The following is a 21,189-nucleotide window of genomic DNA, read 5'->3' as shown; positions in this document are numbered from 1 at the left end:
GAGTCCCTGCGCCTGCCTAGCTCCTGCATAGCGGTAACGGGATTCGAACCCGTGTTCCAGCCTTGAGAGGGCCGTGTCCTAGTCCCCTAGACGATACCGCCAAAGGATCCTGCGAGGTGCTGCTTTCCACCTTCGACCTTCCACCTTCATCCTCAACAGGCCCGGAGGGAATCGAACCCCCAACCGCCGGTTTTGGAGACCGGTGCTCTACCAATTGAGCTACGGACCTTCAAAGGGTGGCACTGCCGTCCGCCCTCTGCCATCTGCCCTCTCAAGGGGTGGATGACGGGATTCGAACCCGCGACCCTCGGAACCACAATCCGATGCTCTAACCGACTGAGCTACATCCACCATGTCCCGGCGGCAAAGCCCGAGAGTCAGGGAAAATAAACCGGCGGGGCGCCCTAATCAACCGGCGCCCGCCGCCAGTCTCAGTCCTTCGCCCGGTCCATGTACTCGCCGGTGTTCGGGTTCACCCGCACCCGCTCCCCCGTCGCGATGAACTCCGGCACGTTGATCGTCACGCCGTTCTCCAGCACCGCCGGCTTCGAGCTCGCCGTCTTCGTCGCCGTCTTCATCACCGGCGCCGTGTCCGTGATCGTCAGGTTCAGGAACTGGGGCAGCTGGACCGACATCGGCTTCCCGTTATAGAACTCCACGATCACCATCATGTTGTCCTGCATCCACGGCGCGTTGTCCCCGAGCGTCTCGTCGTCCATCTCGAGCTGCTCGTAGTTCTCCGTGTTCATGAAGTGGTACGAGTCGCCGCCCTTGTAGAGGAACTGGAGCTCGTGCGTCTCCATGTCCGCCTTGTGGAGCTGGTCGTCGGCGCGGAACCGGTGCTCGAAGTTGTTCCCCGAGCGGAGGTTCTTCAGCTTCGCCTGCACCATCGCGCGGAGGTTGCCCGGCGTGTGGTGGCGGAACTCGATGATGCGGCAGGGATCGCCTTCGAACACGATCACCATGCCACGACGGATCTGCGTTGCCGGGAGCGCCATATGAGGTCAGTGCAAGCGTGGAGGACAGGCTAAAACAAGACAGCCTATAATCTTAGCCGGGCCTCCATCCGCGGTCAACCGACCCCTCACCCCGGGCCGGCCCCGCCGCGCGAGAACGCCCCGGGCACCTCACGCAGCACCGGCCCCAGCGCCTTCCACATGTTCCGCGCCGCCCGCCGAGCCCCCTCCGCGTTGGGGTGGATCCCGTCCTCCTGGTTCAGCGACCGGTCCCCCGCCACGCCCTGCAGGAAGAACGGGATCAGCACCACCCCTTCCTCGCGCGCCACCTCCAGGAACGCATCGTGGAAGCTCCGCGTGTACGCCGCCCCGAGATTCGGCGGCGCCTCCATCTGCGCCAGCAGCACCCGCGCCGCCGGGTTCGCCGCCCGCACGCGCTTCACGATCGCCACGAGATTCGCCCGCGTCGTGTCCACCCGCAGGCCGCGGAGTCCGTCGTTCGCCCCGGCCTCGATCACCACCACGTCCGCACGGTCGCGGAGCAACCAGTCGATGCGGCGCAGCGCCCCGGCCGACGTCTCCCCCGAGAGCCCCGCCGCGACGACCCGCACCGAATAGCCCGACGAATCGGCGAGCCGCTGCAGCACTGCCGGGTACGCCGAGTCGGGATCGAGCCCCAGACCGGCCGTGAGGCTCGTCCCGACGATCAGCACGCGCGGACCAGATCCGGAGCCGGCCGGTGCACCGGCCGTCGTGCCCGCCGTTGCTGGCGCAGCCGTCACCGTGGTTGATTCCACGGGAACCCGCGCGTCCGACGCCGGCTTCGATTCAGTACCGCCCCCGCAGGCGACCAGCGTCGCCAGCCCCAGCGCCACGCCCCACTTCCTCACGTCCACACGCATTCGATGCTCGCGGCTCGAGACCTGACCAAGGAATACCAGAGCGGCACCTCCGCCCTGGCGGTGCTCCGGGAGGTGTCGTTCGACATCCCCCAAGGCACGTTCGTCTCCATCGTGGGCCCGTCGGGGAGCGGCAAGACCACGCTCCTGGGCCTGCTCGCGGGACTCGACCTGCCCTCCCGCGGTTCCGTGCTCCTCGACGGCGCCGACCTCTCGCGCCTCGACGAGGACGCGCGCGCCAAGCTCCGTGGCGAGAAAGTTGGGTTCATCTTCCAGTCGTTTCAACTCATCCCCACCCTGACGGCGATGGAGAACGTGCAGGTCCCGCTCGAACTGCGCGGCGACGCCGATGCGGCGACGCGCGCCAAGGACCTGCTACACCGCGTCGGGCTCGGGGATCGCACCGGGCACTTCCCCAACCAGCTCTCCGGCGGCGAGCAGCAGCGCGTCGCCATCGCCCGCGCCTTCGCCAACCAGCCGCGCATCCTCTTCGCCGACGAGCCCACGGGCAACCTCGATGGCGCGACCGGCGACCGCATCGTCGCGCTCCTCGACGAGCTCAATCGCGAGTCCGGCGCCACGGTGGTCATCGTCACGCACGACCTCACGCTCGCCGAGCATGCGCAGCGGGTGATCCGCCTCAAGGACGGCCTCGTCGTCGAGGATCGCCCGTCGCGCGCCGCCGGCGCACCCGCCATCGCGCCCGCGACCGCCACGACCGCCTGATGGGCCGCGCCCCGTTCTCCACGCTCCTCGCGCTCGCCTGGCGCGAGAGCCGCACCGCGCGCCGCCGGCTCCTGCTCTACATGAGCTCGATCTCGCTCGGCGTCGCCGCGCTCGTCGCCATCGACTCCTTCGCGGCCAACGTCAACCAGAGCATCGAGGCGCAGTCGAAGGCGCTCCTCGGCGGCGACGTGCAGCTCCGCGCGCGCAACGGCTTCACGCCGGCCCTCGACTCGATCCTCGACTCGCTCGCCACCGCGGGCGTGCCGTCGGCCCGCGTCGTGAGCTTCGCCTCCATGGCGCAGGCGCTCCCCTCCGAGGGCACCCGCCTCGCGCAGGTGCGCGCCGTCTCGCCGGGCTATCCGTTCTATGGCGACGTGATCACCGATCCGGTCGGCGCGTGGGCGGCGCTGCAGGACGGTCCCAACGCCTACGTCGACCCGGCGCTGTTGATCGCGCTCGACGCGCGCATCGGTGACACGCTCGCGATCGGCTACGGGCGCTTCGTGATCCGCGCCTCGCTCACCAACGTCCCCGGCGACCCGGGCATCGCGGCGACGGTCGGGCCACGCATCTTCATCCCCGACCGCTATCTCGCCGAGACGCAGCTCATCGGGCTCGGCAGCCGCGCCGAGTACGAGGCGGTGCTCAAGCTGCCGGTGGGCGTCGCCGGGCCCACCTGGGTCGCGCCGCTCCGGCCGCGCCTCGACTCGGCGGGCGCGCGCGCTCGCACCGTGGTCGAGAACGAGATCGACCTCACCGACGCGATCACCCAGCTCGCCAAGTTCCTCGGCGTCGTCGGCCTCATCGCGCTGCTGCTCGGCGGGATCGGCGTCGCCAGCGGCGTGAACGCGTTCGTGCAGCGGAAGATCGACACCGTCGCGGTGCTCCGCTGCCTCGGCGCCTCGGGGGCACAGGTCCTCACGATCTACCTGCTGCAGGCCGGCGCGATGGGCCTCCTCGGCGCGACGATCGGTGCCGCGCTCGGCGTGGGCATCCAGTTCCTTCTCCCTCAGGTGCTCGGCGATTTCCTCCCCGTCGATGTCGCCGTCACCATCGTCCCGTCGGCGATCCTGCTCGGGCTCGCGGTGGGCGTCTGGGTGGCGCTGGTGTTCGCGCTCCGGCCGCTGCTCGTGCTGCGTCGAGTGTCGCCGCTTCAGGCGATCCGGCGCGACGACGCGGCACTCTCCGCGGCGAGCCGCCGCGACAGCGCGACCTGGGTGGTGAACCTCGCGGCGGTGGCGAGCGTGCTCCTCCTCGCGATCGATCGCGCCGACACGACGCAGCAGGGCCTCTTCTTCGCGGCCGGGGTCTTCACGAGCATCGGCCTGCTCTACGGGAGCGCGGTGCTGCTCTCCCGTCTCGCGCGTCGCCTCGTCTCCCCCCGCTGGCCGTACGTCGTGCGGCAGGGCGTCGCGAACCTCTACCGACCCAACAGCCAGACGCGCGCCGTGGTGCTCGCCCTCGGCTTCGGTTCGTTCCTCGTCACGACGATCGTGCTCGTGCAGGCGAACCTGCTCAAGTCGTTCGACATCACCGCGGCCAACTCGCGCGGCAATCTGGTGTTCTTCGACGTGCAGGAGGACCAGGCGCCGGGGCTCGACTCGCTCGTGCGCGGGCATGGGCACGAGCTCGTCTCGACGACGCCGATCGTCACCATGCGGATCGTCGAGATCAACGGCCAGACGACCGACGCCTGGGCGGCGGCGCACGCGATCCCGGCACGCTACTGGGCGCTGCGGCGCGAGTATCGCTCGACCTACCGCGACTCCACGGTGCACACCGAGACGGTCACGGCCGGCACCTGGTTCGGGAAGGCCGACGCGTCGGCCGAGGTGTTCGAGTACTCGATGGAACAGGACGTGGCGAACGACCTGAAGCTCTCGCTCGGCGACACCGTCACGTGGGACGTGCAGGGCGTGCGGGTGCGCGCGCGACTCACGAGCCGGCGCGAGGTGGATTGGGGGCGCTTCGAGCCGAACTTCTTCGCCGTCTTCCAGCCGGCGGCGATCGCCGCGGCGCCCAAGCAGTTCGTGCTCGTGAGCGCGGTGGAGGCCGACACGGCGGTCGCGCGGCTGCAGCGCGATGCGGTGAAGCGCTACCCGAACGTCTCGAGCATCGACCTCTCGCTCGTGCGGAAGACGATCACGGGGATCGTGGACAAGGTCACGCTCACCGTGCGCTTCCTCGCGCTCTTCTCGCTCGCGATGGGCATCCCGGTGCTCTTCAGCGCGGTGGCGGCGACGCGGCGCGACCGGTTGCGCGAAGGGGTGCTGCTCAAGACGCTGGGCGCGACGCGCAGCCAGATCGGGCGCATCCTCCTCGCGGAGTACGCCCTCCTCGGCCTGCTCGGCTCGCTCTCGGGGATGCTCCTCGCCTTCGGCGGGTCGTGGGCGCTGGTGACGTTCGTGTTCGAGGGGAGCTTCACACCGGCGCTGCTGCCGGCGTTCGGGATCGCGGCGGCGATGACGCTGCTCGCGGTGTCGATCGGCCTGCTCACCGGACGTGATGTCTTCCGCGAGACGCCGATGGCGGCGCTGCGCGAGGGCTGACCCGCGTCACGCGGCCGCGCCGACGGCGCGCGGCCGCGTGCGGTTCACTGACGCGGACGATCCCGAGGCGAACGCCCGGCGGGAGCGGCGCGCCGCGATAGCCCCGGAGCTCGAGCGCCTGCGCCGCGACCGCGGCATCGAGCGCGAGCTCGATCACGGCGAAGCCGCCGGGCTCGATCCCGACGAGATCGGCCGCGAAGCTCCCGCCCTGCAGCGCGAGCGGCTGCACCGGCCAAGGGCGCGCGAAGGGGACGGCACCGGCACCACGCATGACCCGGCCACGTCGCAGAGTCCCTGGTAGATCGAGCGCAGGTCGAACGAGGGGAACCGGAGTCGCGGGGACTCCGCGACGAATCCCGCGAGATCATCCGACACCATCGCGAGCGACCACTCGACGAGCAGCTCGTCCCACCCGCGGCCGGTGCGCGCCTCGAGGTTGGCGACCCCGGACTGCCGGTTCACCGTGAGCGCCGTGAACAACAGCGGTTCGCTCGGGGCCTCGAGGTCGGCCAGCCAGCGCGTGAGCGCCCAGGCGCTTCCGTAGTACGAGAAGTCGCCCGCATCACCGCCCAGCGGGGACCGCGCCGTCGGGGCATCGAGGAACGTCCAGAGCGCCTCGAGGTGCGGTCGCATGGCGCGCGGCGCGTCGGCGCAGGCGGGATACGCCGGGTCGTTCGCGCGCAGCTCGCAGGCGAGCGACGCCGAGAAGTCGGCGTTGGAGAATCGCACCGCGCCGTACGCCGCCCGGAACCAGAGTTCCTCCGCGTGGCGCGCGGTGGCCTCCTCGAGCCACTGCTCCTCGAGCGGCTGTCCGCGGACGATACGCTCGGCGTACGAGGTGACGTGCTTGAGCTCGTGCACGAGCGTCGCCCGCATCTCGTGCCGCCAGAGGGTGCGCGACCCGGCCTCCATGCCGTCGGCGAGCGACTGCGGCACCTGCGCGTAGAGGTACTCGCCGACGTTGCTCGCGGCGAACTGCGCGCGCGGGAAGAAGTCGCAGGTGACCACGCCGGCGAGGACCGCGCCCCCGAGCCGCGCGTTGAGGCGCGGCGTGAAGACGATCATCACGCGGCCGTTGTCGTCGAGCCGGCTGTCCATGACCAGCGGATTGCCGAACGCCTGCACGATGGGCCAGCCGCGCGCCTCGAGCTCGGCGCCGATCGCCTGATAGTCGAGGTCCATCTGCCCGGCGACGGTGGCGCCGTACTCGGCGACGGTGGCGGTGTCCTCGAGGAGCGCGACGTGCTCTCCCACATGCACCACGCGCGCACCGATGGCCGTGTACTCGGAGCAGACGTTCGCCTGGCCGATGGCCGGGATGCGGAGCGGGACGATGCTGCCGAGCGTCGGTGCGGTGAGCGCGGCGCCGTTGGCCGCGGGCGCGCGAAGCAGCGCGGGCGCGGAAGACGCGGGCCGACCGCGGGCGGCCTCGGCATTGGCCTCGAGCAGGCGCCCATGCGCGCGGGCCTGCGCACGGGCGCGACGGCCGGCCAACCACTCACGCGCATCGACGCGGCCGCGCGCACCCTCGAGCCGTGCCGACGCTTCGCGGACGGCCACGGCGTTCCGCTCCGCGGCCACGGCCGCGCCGTCGAGCGTCGCACCGCCCGCGCCGACGGCATCGCCGCGGAGCGTGAGCGAGGCGGGCCCCGCGCCGTACGCGCGCGCCGCATGCGGCACGGTCACGAGATATCGCCCAGCGGCGGGGGACAGGAGGAGGCAGCGCGCGTCGGACGCGGTGGTGAGCGCGAGCGACTGGCCCACCGAGAGCGCGACCGGCGTCCCGGTGTTGAGCGCCACCGGCGCGATGCCCAACCCGCCGCTCGTCCCCACCTGCAACGTGACGGTGCGCGACGGCTGGCAGGCGAACGAGCTCGCCGGCGGCAGGCTCAGCGTGAGCTGCGTGTTGCTCGCCGCGGTGACGACCACCGGCGTCCCGTCGATGAGGACCGAGTTCCCCGCCGCCGCGCCCGCGAAACCGAGGCCGGTCACGACGACCGATTGCCCGGGCGTGACCGTGCTCGGCGTGACCGAGCTGATGATCGGCGCCGACGGCCCGGTGAGCGGCTGCACATCCACCACCACCTGGTCGGCGAAGCCCTCGGCACGCACGGTGACGACGCTGCGTCCCACCGCGAGCGGCGTGACGACCCCGACGGGACTCACCGCCGCGAAGCGCGACGCCGCCGACTCCCATTCGAACGTCGCGCCGATGATGCCGATCCCGGCGTGATCGAAGGCGCGCGCGAGGACCTGCGTGCCGCCCCCCGGCGTGAGGAGCCGCAGCGTGTCGAGGTCGATCCGCAACTCGGCGATCGGCGGATTGACGAGATCGAGCCGCAGGTCGGCGTGGACCGTGCCCACCGTCGCACGGGCGATCCCCTCGCCGGGGCGCTTGGCGAGCATGAGCCCATCGGTGGAAACGTCGAGGGTGCCCGGCGTGAGCGAGCGCCAGCGGACCACGACGCCCCCGACGGTATCACCCGAGGCATCGAGGGCCTTCGCGGAGACGCGCATAAGGTCCCCGGGCCGCAACTCGTCGGAGGGGACGTCGAGCGCGAGGCTTCGGATCCGCCCCGGCCCGGTCGCGCCATCGCACGCGAGCACCCCCCACACGGCAACGAGCGCCGCGAGCGGCCGGATGCGACCCACGACAGCGGAGGGGGACGGGCGCATACGCATATCTTACCCCCCGCCGGGATGGTTGGCGACCGGTCCGCGGCGCACGGTACATTCCCCCCGTGACCACCACGCCGAGCCCGACGGTCGACGACGATGCCCCGCTCGGGGAGCGCATGCGCGCCTGGGCGACCGGCCGCATCTGGTGGTGGCGCGCCCTGCTGTTCCTCGCGCTCGCCAGCCAGGTCCCGCGCCCGCTGCGCGAACAGGGCGAGGCGACGCTCTGGAGCGGGATCATCTTCGGCGCGCACGAGTTCGGGCACCTCTTCTGGGCCTTCGCGGGCGAGTGGATGGGGATCGCCGGCGGCTCGCTCACGCAGCTGCTCGTCCCCATCGGCGCGATGGCGCTCGTCTGGCGCGGCAAGGACTGGTTCGGCGTCGCGGTCTGCGGGCTCTTCCTCGCGACGAGCCTCGCCGAGCTCTCCTGGTACATCGCCGATGCGCGCAACGAGATGCTCGACCTCGTGAGCTTCTCCCCCGACGGCGCGGTGCACGACTGGAACTACCTGCTCGGCTCCATGGGCTGGCTCAAGCAGGACATCGCGCTCTCGCGGTTCGTGCGCTTCGTGGCCTGGTGCGTCCTGCTCGCGTCCGGCGCGCTCACGGCGCGCCTCTGCTGGTGGATGGCGACGCTCAAGGCGCCCACGACGACCTGAGCAGCACCTCGAGCACGCGCGCGGCCCGCTCGATCTCGTCCTCGGTGTTGTAGTAGTGCGGCGAGACGCGCAGCAGCGTCGCCGCCTGCTTGCGGTCGAGGTCGATGAGCGCATCCTCGCGCGACTGTGCGCTCGTGTTGATCCCCTGTGCACGCAGCGCGAGGACGACGTCGCGCGCGACCCGGCCGTCGATGGTGTAGGTGGTGATCGCCGAGAGCCGCGCGCCGTGGTCGAGCCCGCGCACCCCGGGGATCGCGGTGAACCGCTCGCGGGCGAACGCCGCGAGCGCGTGCGACCGTGCGGCGGCCGTGGCGATGCCGACCTCACGCGCGTACCGGGCGGCGGCGCCCATGCCGAGCACGAGCGCGTACGGGAACTCCCAGCTCTCGAAGCGCCTCGCATCGTCCACGAGCGTGTGCTCGTCGGCCGCGACCCAGCGGGCGCCGCGCATGTCCACGAGCAGCGGGTGATCGCCGCGCGCGAGTGCCGCGTCGCTCACCGCGAGGAAGCCGATCCCGCGCGGGCCGCGCAGGAACTTCCGCGCCGTCGTGCTCAGGTAGTCGCACTGGAGCGCGGCGAGGTCCACCGGCAGTTGGCCCACCGCCTGGCACGCATCGAGGAGGTACGGCACGCCCGCCGCGCGGCAGAGCGCGCCGACCTCCTCGGCGGGCTGGATGAGCCCCCCATTGGTCGGGATCCAGGTGAGCGCCGCGAGGCGGAACGGCCCCTGCTGCAGCAGTCGCGCCCATGCGGCGAGGTCCACGCCGCCCTCGGGCGCGTCGGGGCACCGCACGAACTCCACGCCCTGCCGGCGCTGGAGCGAGAGGTACATCAGCTGGTTGCTGACGTAGTCGTCGCTCGAGGTGAGGATGCGGTCGCCGGGGCGCCAGTCGAAGGCCGCGAGCGCAGCCGCGAACGCATGCGTCGCGCTGGCGGCGATGGCGATGTTCCGCGCCCGCGCGCCGACGAGCGCGGCGCATGCGTCGTAGACGGCCGCGATCTCGGTCGCGGCGGCGTCGGCGGCCTCGTAGCCGCCCAGATGCAGCTCGCGCTCGAGGTGCGCGGTGATCGCGCGATGCACCGGCGCGGGCATGAGCGCCGCGCCGGCGTTGTTCAGGTGGATGCGGTCCGCGCACCCCGGCGTGTCGTCACGCCACTGCGCGAGCAGCGCAGGTGGGAGCCCGTTAGACTTCAGCGCGTCGTGCACTGCGGCCGCAGCGGCGGCATGCCGGCGCACTGGATCGACTCGGCCATGCCCTGCGCGATGGTCCCGCAGGCGGTGTTGACCGCGGTCTTGAGGGCTTCGGTCGAGTCCTGCCCCGACGCCTTCGCGCAGTTCTCCACGCCGCCGAAGCGGACGCAGGCCGAGCACTCGACGGCCTGCGCCGAGAGGGTCGAGTAGAGCAGGATCCCGGCGAAGCCGGTGGCGAGCAGGATGGTGACGAGCGTGCTGCGCTTCATGGAGGAGCCCGGTTGATGTCGCGTTTCGCAAGATACGGTTGGGGCGTGCTGGCGTTCAACCTGCTCGTGATCCTGTGGGGCGCCTACGTGCGCGCCTCGGGATCGGGCGCGGGGTGCGGCGCGCACTGGCCGCTCTGCAACGGCGAGGTCATCCCGCGCGCGCCGAGCGTGGAGACGCTCGTGGAGATGGCGCACCGCATCACCTCGGGGATCGCGCTGCTCCTGGTCGTGGGACAGCTCGCGTGGGCGCGGCGTGCCCTGCCCAAGGGCGATGCGGCCCGCGTCGTGGCGCACGTCGCGATGGCGCTCATGCTCACCGAGGCCCTCGTGGGCGCGGGACTCGTGCTCTTCGAGATGGTGGCGCAGAACCAGAGCATCGCCCGCGCATACTGGCTCGCGGCGCACCTGCTCAACACCTTCGGGCTCGTCGCGGCACTCGCCCTCGTGCCCTGGTACGCCTCGGGCCAGTCGGCGCCGCGGGCCGGCCGCTTCGGCCCCGAGCTCAAGCTGCTCCTCGCCGCGCTGGCGGGCACGCTGCTGCTCGGGATGACCGGCGCCGTCACCGCGCTCGGCGACACGCTCTTCCCCGCCGCATCGCTCGCCGAAGGGATGGCGCAGGACTTCTCGCCCACGGCGCACTTCCTCGTGCGGCTGCGCGTGGTGCATCCCACGCTCGCGGTGCTCGTCGTGATCCTGCTGCTGCTCACCGCGGGCGTGAACGCGAAGCTCCGCCCCTCGGTGACGACGCGCCGGCTCGCGATGGCGGTGGCCGGACTCGCGGTGACGCAACTCGCGGCCGGGCTCGTGAACCTGCTGCTCCTCGCGCCCATCGGGATGCAACTCGTGCACCTGTTGCTCGCCGACGCGCTCTGGATCGCGCTCGTGCTGCTGGCCGCTAGCTCGTGGGCCTGGTCGGATGGATCCGCATCGACCCCGGGAGCGCGTCCAGCAGCCGGTTGAGGTCGCTGGCGCGATCGAGCGTCGTCACGAACGTCAGGCCGTCGAGCGTGACGACGAGCATCTTCGACACGCCGTACATCACCACGCTGCCGTGGCCGGCGTGCACGACGTTGCAGTCGGCATCGACGAAGTGCACCGGGCCCGACGCGCCGTTGCCGTCGTCGTCGAGTTCGCGCGCGCGGCGCAGCGAGGCCCAGGTCCCCACGTCGTCCCAGCCGAACTCGCCGAGCAGCACCAGCAGGCGATCGGTGCGCTCGAGGAGGCCGCGCTCCAGCGAGGTCGCGCGCACCATCCCCACGAAGCCGGGGAGATTGCCGTTCGCGAGCGGCTCGAGCGCATCGCGCACCTCGGGCGTGTGCCGCCGCAACTGCGTGAGCACCGTCCCCGCCGCGCCGACGAGGATCCCGCCGTGCCAGAGCGCGCCGTCCTCGATCCGCGACTCGGCCTCGGCCTCGCTCGGCTTCTCGACGTAGCCGCGCGTGATGGCGGCGCCGCCCTTGAGGAGCGGGACATCGCCGTCGAGCGGCGCGCCGGGCATGACATAGCCGAAGCCGGTCTCCGGGCGCGACGGCCGGATGCCGATGGACACGAGCGCCTCCTCGCGGGCCGCGTACGCGGCGGCCCGGCGAAGGGTCCGGCGATACTCCTCGGGGAAATCGACCGCGAGGTCGGCGTGCACCGCCACGAGCATCGCACTCGGCCCGGCGCGACGGCTCAACTCCTGCGCCGCCCACGCGAGCGCGGCCGCGGTCCCGAGCGGCCGCGGCTCGACGAGCACGTTCTCCTCGGGGACATCCTTCGTGACCGAGCGGATCGCCGGCGCGATGTCACGGCTGGTGAGGATGAGCACACGCTCGGGCGGGATCGTCGGCTGCAGGCGCCCGACCGCATCCTCGATGAGCGTCTGGTCGGAGACGAGCGCGAGCAGCGGCTTGGGACGCACCGGCGTGGAGAGCGGCCAGAAGCGCGACCCGATGCCCCCGGCGAAGATCACCGCCCAGAGGGCGACATCCGTCTCGGGTTCACCGGCGATCAGGGGCTGTTCGGCGGGCAAGGTGCCCGTGGCGCTCCCCGTGGAGGGAGTGCCGAGGATGATGCCGCTCGGTTCCTTCATCGGCGAGTAAGGTAGGGGCGCAACGAGATCATCGCCACCGCACCGACGATGGTCGTCATGGCGAGGATCAGGCGTCCCGTCAGGGCTTCCCCGGCGAAGAGCCAGCCGAGGATCATCGCGACCACGGGATTCACGAACGCGTACGTCCCGGCGAGGGCCGGACGGACGTTGGCGAGGAGCCACTTGTACGCGCTGAAGCCGAGGACCGAGCCGGCGAGCACGAGGTAGGCGAGCGCGGTGAGGGCGCGTGGCGTGAAGTCGCCGCGGTCGAGCTGCGCCCACTCGCCGCTCGCGGCCGAGACGGCGAGCATCACGCTGCCGCCCATGAGCATCTCCATCCCCGTGCCGATGAGCGGCACCGGCAGCGGCGGCAGCGTGCGCGCATAGAGCGAGCCGCCCGCCCAGGCGAGCGTGCTCACCAACAGGACGCCGAGCCCGAGCGGCGACACGTTCCCGCCTCCCTCGTGCGGCGCGACGAGCAGCGCGATCCCGACCAGTCCCAGCAGCACGCCGGCGACCTCGTACCCGGACGGCTTCACGCCCTTCGCCCCGAACCAGCCGAAGACGAGCAGCCAGAGCGGCACGAGTGAGACGATCAGCGCGATGACCCCGGACGGCTCGCGATGCGCCGCCCAGGTGACGGAGCCGTTGCCGAGCGCCAGGAGGCTGACGCCGACGATGATGGCGGTGATCCACTGCTGGCGCGTGGGCCGCGCGGCGCCGCGGGCCCGGAAGAACCCGTACAGCAGCGAGCCCGCGATCACGTTCCGGATGCCCGAGAGCAGGAACGGCGGCAGGTCGCGCACCGCGAGCGCGGTGGCGAGGTAGGTGGAGCCCCAGATGAACCAGGTGGCTGCCATCGCGAGGAGGATCCGGGCACGCACCCGCGAATAGTAACGGAGCGTCCCGCATGGCATATTGCAGGGGTGATGCGCTCCGTTCCTCCATTGGCGCGTCGCATCGGCGTGCGGGCGCTGGTCCCCGCGGCGATGCTCCTCGGCGCCTTCGTGCCCGCAGCTCCGCTGCGCGCGCAGTCCGCGACCTGCGCGCCCGCCCGCACCGCCCTCGTCCTCTCCGGCGGCGGCACCAAGGGACTCACCCATCTCGGCGTGCTCCAGGTGCTCGACTCGCTCGGCATCGTGCCAGACCTCGTCGTGGGCACGAGCATGGGCGCGATCGTCGGCGCGCTCTACGCCAGCGGCGAGTCGCCCGCCGCCGTGCGTCGACAGCTGGGCGAGATCCCGCTCGACGCGCTCATCCGTTCCTACGAACCGACGATCTCCGCCTCGCTCGGCGGCCTCAAGCCGGCGCTCGTCTGGCAGAAGGAGCCGGCGCACTGGGTGCTGCAGACCGGCGCGGTGCGCGAGGCCGAGCTGAACGCGGCCCTCTCGCAGCTGATGCTCCGCGCGAACGTGCTCGCGCGCGGCGACTTCGATTCCCTGCCCATCCCCTTCCGCGCCGTCGCGACGGATCTCGACAGCCGCGCCACGGTGCCGATCGGCCGCGGGGACCTCGCGCGCGCGATGCGCGCGAGCATGTCGATCCCGCTGTTGCTGCGTCCGGTGGTCATCGACGGCCGCACGCTCGTCGACGGCGGACTCTCGTCGAACGTGCCGGTGGGCGTCGCGCGCGCGATGGGCGCCGAGCGCGTGATCGTCTCGCGCGTGCTCTCCCCCAAGCCCGACCCGGCGGCCTTCGACGACCCGCTCACCGTCACGGTGCAGCTCTTCGAGTTCCTCTGGGTGCAGGATTCGGTGAAGCCGCGCGCCGAGGACATCGACATCGCGCAGCCGACCGAGGACTTCGGGATGATCGACCTCCGGCCCGAGATGCTCGATTCGCTCGTGCGGGTGGGACGGCGCGCGGCCGAGGCGGCCTTCGCCGGCGCGCGGTGCGTGCGCCCGGTGGCCACGGCCCCGCGCGCGGTGGCGACGCCGCCGTCGGTCGGGCATGTGCGCACCGCCCCACCGGGCGCGTCCGGGCACGATGCCGCGCTGCGCGCGCTCCATCTCACGCCCCGTGCGCCGCTCGACCTGCCCGCCGTGCGCGAGGGGCTCGGGGCGCTCGCTTCGCACGAGCGCTACCGCGGGCTCTGGCTCACGCCCACCGGGGACGCGACCCGCGCCGACTTCGACGTGCAGGTGGAGGAGGCGCCGCAACGCGCCATCGGGTTGGGCTTCGCCTTCGACCACTCGATGTCGGGCCGCATCTGGCTCGCGGCCGTGGACCGCTCGATCCTCGGGCGCGACCTCGAAGGCTCGGCGCTCTTCACGAGCGGCACCTGGCGGACCGATCTCACCGTCGCCGCGCGGCGGCGGGCGCGCGTGGGATCGCGCTACATCCCCGTCGGCGGAACGGTGCAGCTGCTCACCGAGGATGTGCGGCTCTGGCAAGGCGCGACCGAACTGCCGCACGCGTCGGTGGACGAGGTGGGCGTGGTGATCGGCGTGCGCCCGCTCTACGAGCCAGGCTGGTCATGGGAGTTCGGCGCCGACTACCGCTTCTGGCAGCGGCGCAACGGCGAGTCGATCGGCACGGTGGGCGCGCGATACGCCGTCCGGCATCTGGCCGCCGGGAGCGCGATGCCCGACATCCAGATCGAGGCGATCGGCCTGCAGGCCTGGCAGCGCGGGGCGATCGACCTCGCGCAGACGCACCACCTCGGCGCGATGGAGGTGCGCCCGCGCGTGCGCGCCGGATGGGGGCACGCGCTCCCGATCCACCAGACCTTCACGCTCGGTGGCCTCGACGGCTTCGCCGGCCTGCGCCTGCTCGAACAGCGCGGGGACCGCGAGCTCTTCGGGTCGCTGCTGCTCCGCTGGCCGCTCGGGGGCCAGCTGCACGCGCGGCTGGAACCGATGGTCGGCGTCACGGGCGTCGGGGACTTCTTCGGCGGTCCCGGCGCGCTCGACGGCGTCGTCCTCGCCGGCGCACGCATCGGCGTGGACCTCGAGACGCCCTTCGGCCCGATCCGGCTCGAGGAAGGCTTCAACAACCAGGATCGGCGTCAGGCGCTGATCCGCGTGGGACTCTGGTTCTAGCGGCGCCGGCCGTCGCGGCCGGCGCGCGTCAGACGTGCCCGCGCATCCCGCGCGCCCAGCGCGCGGCCTCGAGGACGATTGGCTGGATCGCTTCGCGGGCGAGCCCGAGCTCATCGGCCTGCGATGCCGCGGCCTCCCAGAGGCCGAGTTCCGCCGCCTCCGCGAGGAGGATCGGCCCGGCGAGCGGTCCGATGCGGTCCATGAGCGCCTGCTTCACCTCGTCGGTCACGTTGATCATCGCCAGCAGCTCCTCGATCGGCGTGCCGAGGACGACGTCGAGCATCGAGAGCAGTCCGGCGAAGAAGGCCGCCGGCGCGCGGCGACGATCGACGCGTTCGGCGACGAGCTCGGCGAACCGCGCCCGCTCGAGCGCGAGACGGAACCGCTCGTTCTCCTCGCCGTTCGTCTGCGGCCCCGCGGCCGCGAGGAGCACGGCGACCCAGCGACGCAACGACAACCGGCCCACGAGCGCGATCGCCTTGCGCACCGAGTCCACGCCCGACGAGCCGTTGGCGGCCGAGTTGGCGATGCGGAGCAGCTTGAGCGTGAGCGTCGGATCCGCGGCGAAGGTCCGCTCGAGGTCACGGAGGTTGAAGTCCTCGTCGCCCAGGCGGTTCATCGCCTCGGCGAGCACCGCCACCTGCGGCGAGACCCGCTTGCCCTGGATGATCTCGGGGCGCGCGAAGAAGTACCCCTGGAAGAGCTCGAAGCCGGCGGCGCGGCAGGCCATGTAGATCGCCTGCGTCTCGATCCGCTCGGCCAGCACCGGGAGTCCCCGCGCCTTGTACTTCTTGATCTCGGGCACGAACGACATCGGGTCCTTCCCGAGGACGTCGATCTTCACCACGCTCGCGAGGTCGAGGAAGGGCGCGAACTGCGGCCCGTCCACGTAGTCGTCGAGCGCGATCTCGAACCCGTTGGTCGAGAGGCGCTGGATGGCGGCGATCGTCTCGGGCGTGACCGGGACGGTCTCGAGCACCTCGATCACGCAGGTCGAGCGGTCGAGCAGCGTCCAGTCATCCTCGAGCAGGGCGCGCTCGGGGAGGTTGATCCACGCGCGCGCCGTGCCCACGAGCTCGGCCAGGCCGATGTCCACGAGGGCGGAGACGATCGTCCGGGCGGACATCGTCGCCGTGTCGGTCGGACCGGCCGAGGTGCTCGTATCCGTCTCGCGGTAGAGCAGCTCGTACCCGACGACCGTGCCGTGCGAATTGAAGATCGGCTGTCGCGCGACAAGGGCATCCATGCTTCCCAGTGTCGGCATCCGGCGCGCTTTCATGAGAGCGCCGGGGCCCCGCGCGTGGGCCGTTCGGTCAGCGCGCCGCGGCGATCGGCGGCGCGGCGAGGAGCCCGGCGACCGCGGCGAGCAAGTCACGACGCGCCACCGGCTTGGCGAGCTGTTCGGCCCGCGACCCATCCCGCGCGAGCCCGGCGAGCCGGTGCGATTCGGGAGCGTAGCCGCTCAGGAAGAGCGCGTTGATCCCCGGCCGCAGGACCTGCATCCGCTGGAACGCGCCCGGGCCGTCGAGGCGCGGCATCATCACGTCGCTCACGAAGAGGTCGAACTCGCTCGGCCGCTGCGCGAAGAGCGCGACGGCCGCCTCGCCGTCCTCGGCCTCCGTGACCTCATACCCGGCGCGGCGCAGCGTGGCGGCGATCACCCGCCGCACATCCGGTTCGTCCTCGGCCAGGAGCAGGTGCGTGGCGGCCGGCGTGCGGGCCGCCGGTGCGGCCTGCGCGGCCGCGGGAACGGCGCCGAGCAAGGGCAGGTGGATGCTGAACGACGAGCCATGCCCCGGCTCGCTCTCCACCGTCACCGAGCCGCGCATCTGCCGGACCGCGCCGTGCACGATCGCGAGCCCGAGACCGGAGCCCAGCTCGCGCGTGGTGAAGAACGGTTCCCAGATGCGCTGCAGGAGCTCCTGGCTCATCCCCACGCCGGTGTCGCTCACGCGCAGGCGCGCGAGCGCCCCGCCCTGCTCCGCCGTCACGTCCGCCGAGGCGCTGCCCGCGGGCGCGACGTCGACCGTGATGCTGAGCTCGCCCCCCTGCGGCATGGCATGCCCCGCGTTGACCACCAGGTTGAGCAGGAGCTGCTCGACCAGGGTCGCGTCGGCGAGGACCATCGTCGGGTCGGCGGGGCGCCGCACGTGGATCCGCACGGACTCGCTCACCGCGCCGCGCATGAGGTGCTCGGCCCCGGCGACGACCGCCGAGAGGTCGAGCGGCTCGAGCACCACGGGGCGCTGCCGGGAGAAGGTGAGGAGCTTGTGCGTGAGCCCGGCCCCCCGGCGCGCGGCGTCGCGGATCGCGACGACCCGGGCGAGCGACTCCGCCGTGGGGAGGGCGTCCTCGAGCAGCTCGGCCTCGCCGACGACGATGTTCAGCACATTGTTCACGTCGTGCGCGATGCCGCCGGCGAGGAGGCCGACCGCCTCCATCTTCTGCGACTGCCGCAGCTGTTCCTCGAGCGAGCGCTGCCGGTCGATCGCGAAGCCGATCGCGAGCAGCGCGGCCGCCGACGTCATCAGCGCCGCCTCGGGCTCCGTCCACTCGCGTGGCGCGCCGATGTGCTCCGCGCAGAGCACGCCGATCGACTCCCCGCCCACGAGGAGCGAGACATCCAGCATCGACGTGATGCCGAGCGGCTTGAGGTAGTCGTCCCGGAACTCGCTCGTGCGCGTGTCGAGGCGCGCATCGGAGGCATCGACGACGCGGTACTCGCGCAGCGCGGCGAAGTAGCGCGGATGCGTCGCGCCGCGGACGACCACGGCCCCGGTGGAGAACACGCCGCGATCGTGGAGGCCGCGACAGCGGATCTCGGTGCGATCCTTGTCGTAGGTCCAGACGCTGACGCGTGCGACCTCGAGCGCCGCCGCCAGCTCGCGCACCGTGGTGGCGATGGCGGTCGCGAGATGTTCGTGATCCATGATCGCGAGCGCATGGACGGCCTGGTGGTGCCGTTGCAGCTGCGCGTTCAGGGCGAGCGGATCGTTGGGAGCAGGGACCACGTGCGCGGTGCGGGGGTGGGGGCGGAACGCGCACGAAGATGCGGCTCCCGGGTTCGCCCCGCAAGGCACCGGAACGGCGCGTATGGCCTCCTCCCTGACAGGGTGTCAGATTCCGCGCGTGCGCACTCCCGTCCCCCTCTCCGCCGCCCGCCGGGCGCTGCTCCTCGCCTCGGTCGGGGCGTTCCTCGGCGTCGGTGCCTGCGCGGGCCCCCCGGTCGACCCGAACGACCGCCCAGCGACGCACCAGTACACGGTCGAGTACGACTCGGTGAAGATGCGCGACGGCATCTGGCTCGGCATCACCCGCTGGGTGCCGGTGGCGATGAAGGCCAACGAGCGCTTCCCGGTGCTGCTGGAGATGATCCCGTACCGCAAGGACGACGACTTCTACGCGCGCGACTTCCCGCTCTATGACTGGTTCGCGCGGCGCGGCTTCCTGATGGCGAAGGTCGACGTGCGCGGCACCGGCGCCTCCACCGGCCCGGTGCCGTCACGCGAGTACTCGGAGGCGGAGCTCGACGACGCGGTGGAGCTCATCGGCCTCCTCGCCGCCGACCCGCGCGCGAATGGCCGCGTGGGGATGTGGGGGATCTCGTGGGGGGGCTTCAACGCGATCCAGATCGCGATGCGTCAGCCGCCCGCGCTGCGCGCCATCCTCGCCATGCACGCGAGCGACGACCTCTTCCACGACGACGTCCGGTACATCGACGGCGTGCTCCATCTCGACCGCTACGCGCTGCAGATCGACCACGGCAATGGCCTGCCGCGCACGCCGCGCTACGCCCTCGACTCCGCCTATTACGCCGACCGCTTCGAGGCGCGCCCCTGGCTGCTCACGTACCTCGCCGAGCAGGAGGATGGCGAGTTCTGGCGTCGCAACGGACTGCGATGGCATCGCGCCGCGCTGCAGGTGCCGGCCTACTTCATCGGCGGGCTGCTCGACGGCTACCGCGACACGCCGATCCGCGCACTCGCGTCGCAGGTCACCGCGCCGGTGAAGGTCGAGATCGGCCCCTGGAACCACTCCTGGCCCGACAACGGCGCCCCCGGTCCCAACTACGAGTGGCGCGTGCGTGCCTCGCGGTGGTGGGACCACTGGCTCAACGACAAGGACACCGGCCTGATGGACGAACCGCCGCTCCTCGTCTTCCAGCGCGAGGCGCCCGCGCCCGATGCCGAACTCGAGACCACGCCCGGCGGCTGGCGCTTCGAGGAGTGGCCGGCGCGCGGTGCGACGATCGTCACCACGCCGCTCGGCACTGACACCGCGCGGACGCTCGCGTCTGCGCCCGGCAGCGGCACCGCCGCCGGCGAGTGGTGGGGCGAAGCCACCGGCGACATGGCCGCCGACGACGCGCACGCGATCACCATCGACCTCCCCGCCGCCGACACCGCCATCGCCATCCTCGGCCTGCCGCGCGTGACGATCGCCGTGCGCGAGGGCGCGCCCCTCGGGCACTGGGTCGCGCGGCTCGAGAGCGTCTGGCCGGACGGACGCTCCTCGCTCATCACCGGGGGCGCGGTGAACGTCGCGCACCGCTACGGCACCGACGCACCGCGACGCGCGGAGCCCGGCGCGGTCGATTCGCTCACCATCGACCTGCACTTCACCACCTGGACGCTGCCCCCCGGGCACCGCCTCCGCGTGGCGCTCACCAACGCGCAGTTCCCCATGCTCTGGCCCACGCCGTACGCGGCGACCGGCGTCGTGGACCTCTCGCGCTCGCGGCTCGAACTCCCGGTGGTCCCGCGCGAGAGCGCGTTCCCGCGGCCCGTGCTCCCCGCCCCGCACCCGCGACCCGCGCGCGAGGATGTCACCTGGCTCGCCGACACGAGCGTGGGGCCGCTCGTCACGCGCGACAGCGCCGCGGGGACCACCGTCGTCCGCTGGCTCACCGTGAACGCGCGCAAGCAGGGCGAGGCGCGCTTCGCCGCGCGGGAGGAGTACCGCTACGAGGTCCGCGACGCCGATCCCGCGAGCGCGAGCTGGGAAGGATCCGCGATGCACCAGATCGACGTCGACCGGACGATCCTCGTCGAGACGCGCTTCAGCGTGCGCGGGACGGTGGACGCCTTCGACGTGACCGTCTCGCGCCGCCTCACCATGAACGGTCGGATGATCCGCGAGAAGGAATGGGTGGAGCGGATCCCGCGACGCTGGCACTGAGCCCCATCAGAGGCTCTTGAATCGCAGCGTCACGCGCACCCGGTCGCCATCACCCTTGTCGCCCCGCACCTTCGCCGGCACGGCGAGGAGCGTCCGCCCGTCCTTGCCACGCCAGACGCTCGTCTCCCACGTGGTGCCATCGACCGTCGCCGTGACCGGTGTGCGCCCCCACCCGTGCGTCACCGGCGGGGCGTACTTGTCCGGCACCGGTGCGAAGTGCCAGCCGCCCTTGCCCGGGTAGCGCCAGAGCACCGCGGTGAATGCACCACCGTACGCGGGCACGCTACTTCCAGAGGAAGAGCTTCTGCACGACCCACCCGAGCCCCGCCGCGACCGCGCCGAGGGGGCCGAGCACGTGCTGCGGCTCGAGCGTCAGGTGCACCGTCGAGAGGTCCGCCTGCGACCGCAGCGAGCGGAGACGCCCCTGCAGCGAGTCGAGTTCCCCCTGCACGCGCGCGAGTTCGCGCTCCACCGCGATGATCTCGTCCACGGTGTTCGTGCGCTCGTGCAGCGCGCGCAGCCGGTCGCGCGAGGTCTCCAGCGCCCGGATGCGCGCGTCGAGGTCGATCACCTCCTCGGTCACGTCCTGCGACGCGATCGACCGCGCGCGCGCCTTGCCGAGCGCGGCGATCGACTCGAGCGTGGCATCGAGCCGCCCATCGGGGATGCGCACCGTCATCGTCACCGTCCCTGACGTGTTCGCGGTGCGCGACACCTGGCCGCTCGCCGCCCCCACGAGCCGTTCCACCTCGGCCTGCGCCGCCGCGACCTCGGCCACCGCGACGGTGAGCGAGGCCGTACGGATGATCGTGCGATCGGCGGATGGCGCGTTCACCCCTTCCCGTGCGCGCATCGACACCGCCGCGACGCCGCGGCCGCTGAAGTCGGTGTCCGACCGCAACGTGCCCTGGCAGGCCGCGAGCGGGAGCGCGAGCCACACCGCGATCCCCGCGAACGCGCCGCGCATCAC

Annotated in this window: 17 protein-coding genes and 3 tRNA genes; 6 read left to right on the top strand and 14 right to left on the bottom strand. The window is 72.2% G+C overall.

All coding sequences use genetic code 11. The annotated features are described in order from the left end of the window. Positions 1-28: 28 nt before the first annotated feature. From IPJ78_18425 to IPJ78_18405, 5 genes are all read right to left on the bottom strand, one after another. A tRNA-Glu gene (locus tag IPJ78_18425) sits at positions 29-101 on the bottom strand. Positions 102-156: 55 nt separating this feature from the next. Then, a tRNA-Trp gene (locus tag IPJ78_18420) sits at positions 157-229 on the bottom strand. 48 nt (positions 230-277) lie between these two features. Further along, positions 278-351, bottom strand: a tRNA-His gene (locus tag IPJ78_18415). Between the two features lie 80 nt (positions 352-431). Then, positions 432-998, bottom strand: coding sequence for an elongation factor P (gene efp / locus IPJ78_18410; GenBank protein ID MBK7908515.1), 567 nt, complete (start codon positions 996-998; stop codon positions 432-434). A gap of 86 nt (positions 999-1,084) precedes the next feature. Beyond that, complete coding sequence (locus tag IPJ78_18405; protein MBK7908514.1) at positions 1,085-1,669, bottom strand: arylesterase; 585 nt, start codon at positions 1,667-1,669, stop codon at positions 1,085-1,087. A 192-nt stretch (positions 1,670-1,861) separates the two neighbouring features. On the opposite strand from IPJ78_18405, the gene IPJ78_18400 reads away from it, so the two are divergent. Continuing rightward, entirely contained in the window at positions 1,862-2,581 is a 720-nt protein-coding gene (locus IPJ78_18400; protein ID MBK7908513.1) for an ABC transporter ATP-binding protein, read from the top strand. Beyond that, positions 2,581-5,130: an FtsX-like permease family protein gene (locus tag IPJ78_18395; protein ID MBK7908512.1), complete on the top strand. Its 2,550-nt coding sequence runs from the start codon at positions 2,581-2,583 to the stop codon at positions 5,128-5,130. Before IPJ78_18400 ends, IPJ78_18395 begins: the two co-directional genes overlap by 1 nt. Positions 5,131-5,283: 153 nt before the next feature. Here the strand turns inward: IPJ78_18395 and IPJ78_18390 are convergent, their stop codons facing one another. Continuing rightward, positions 5,284-7,782, bottom strand: coding sequence for an IPT/TIG domain-containing protein (locus IPJ78_18390; protein MBK7908511.1), 2,499 nt, complete (start codon positions 7,780-7,782; stop codon positions 5,284-5,286). A gap of 89 nt (positions 7,783-7,871) precedes the next feature. On the opposite strand from IPJ78_18390, the gene IPJ78_18385 reads away from it, so the two are divergent. Next, positions 7,872-8,465 carry a hypothetical protein gene (locus tag IPJ78_18385; protein ID MBK7908510.1) on the top strand — a complete coding sequence of 198 codons (594 nt, stop codon included), beginning with the start codon at positions 7,872-7,874 and terminating at the stop codon, positions 8,463-8,465. On the opposite strand, the gene IPJ78_18380 is transcribed toward IPJ78_18385, so the two are convergent. Then, positions 8,443-9,558, bottom strand: coding sequence for an aminotransferase class V-fold PLP-dependent enzyme (locus IPJ78_18380; GenBank protein ID MBK7908509.1), 1,116 nt, complete (start codon positions 9,556-9,558; stop codon positions 8,443-8,445). The two genes, IPJ78_18385 and IPJ78_18380, sit on opposite strands and share 23 nt — an antisense overlap. A 98-nt stretch (positions 9,559-9,656) precedes the next feature. Then, a complete protein-coding gene (locus IPJ78_18375) occupies positions 9,657-9,926 on the bottom strand; it encodes a hypothetical protein (protein ID MBK7908508.1) in 270 nt (89 codons plus the stop codon). Between the two features lie 15 nt (positions 9,927-9,941). Here IPJ78_18375 and IPJ78_18370 point away from each other — a divergent pair, with 15 nt between their 5' ends. Next, entirely contained in the window at positions 9,942-10,886 is a 945-nt protein-coding gene (locus IPJ78_18370; GenBank protein MBK7908507.1) for a COX15/CtaA family protein, read from the top strand. Here IPJ78_18370 and IPJ78_18365 read toward each other — a convergent pair. Together IPJ78_18365 and IPJ78_18360 are read right to left on the bottom strand one after the other, a co-directional pair. Beyond that, positions 10,822-12,000, bottom strand: a complete 1,179-nt coding sequence (locus IPJ78_18365) for an NTP transferase domain-containing protein (protein MBK7908506.1) — start codon at positions 11,998-12,000, stop codon at positions 10,822-10,824. The genes IPJ78_18370 and IPJ78_18365 overlap by 65 nt on opposite strands. After that, positions 11,997-12,884 (bottom strand): EamA family transporter, encoded by an 888-nt coding sequence (locus tag IPJ78_18360; GenBank protein MBK7908505.1) that lies wholly within the window; start codon positions 12,882-12,884, stop codon positions 11,997-11,999. Before IPJ78_18360 ends, IPJ78_18365 begins: the two co-directional genes overlap by 4 nt. Positions 12,885-12,929: 45 nt before the next feature. Here IPJ78_18360 and IPJ78_18355 point away from each other — a divergent pair, with 45 nt between their 5' ends. Continuing rightward, positions 12,930-15,041: a patatin-like phospholipase family protein gene (locus tag IPJ78_18355; protein ID MBK7908504.1), complete on the top strand. Its 2,112-nt coding sequence runs from the start codon at positions 12,930-12,932 to the stop codon at positions 15,039-15,041. 28 nt (positions 15,042-15,069) lie between these two features. Here IPJ78_18355 and IPJ78_18350 read toward each other — a convergent pair whose 3' ends face one another. Then, positions 15,070-16,287 (bottom strand): HDOD domain-containing protein, encoded by a 1,218-nt coding sequence (locus IPJ78_18350; protein MBK7908503.1) that lies wholly within the window; start codon positions 16,285-16,287, stop codon positions 15,070-15,072. A 67-nt stretch (positions 16,288-16,354) separates the two neighbouring features. Then, entirely contained in the window at positions 16,355-18,052 is a 1,698-nt protein-coding gene (locus tag IPJ78_18345; protein ID MBK7908502.1) for a response regulator, read from the bottom strand. A gap of 118 nt (positions 18,053-18,170) precedes the next feature. Between IPJ78_18345 and IPJ78_18340 the strand changes: the two genes are divergently transcribed. Further along, on the top strand, positions 18,171-20,219 hold the full coding sequence (locus tag IPJ78_18340; protein ID MBK7908501.1) for a CocE/NonD family hydrolase: 2,049 nt from the start codon (positions 18,171-18,173) through the stop codon (positions 20,217-20,219). Positions 20,220-20,225: 6 nt separating this feature from the next. Here the strand turns inward: IPJ78_18340 and IPJ78_18335 are convergent, their stop codons facing one another. Beyond that, positions 20,226-20,501, bottom strand: a complete 276-nt coding sequence (locus tag IPJ78_18335) for a DUF1905 domain-containing protein (GenBank protein MBK7908500.1) — start codon at positions 20,499-20,501, stop codon at positions 20,226-20,228. Between the two features lies 1 nt (position 20,502). Beyond that, entirely contained in the window at positions 20,503-21,186 is a 684-nt protein-coding gene (locus IPJ78_18330; protein MBK7908499.1) for a DUF4349 domain-containing protein, read from the bottom strand. Between the last annotated feature and the right edge of the window lie 3 nt (positions 21,187-21,189).

This window comes from Gemmatimonadota bacterium (assembly GCA_016714015.1).
Classification (GTDB): domain Bacteria; phylum Gemmatimonadota; class Gemmatimonadetes; order Gemmatimonadales; family Gemmatimonadaceae; genus Pseudogemmatithrix.
This window is presented reverse-complemented; position numbering and strand designations above follow the sequence as displayed.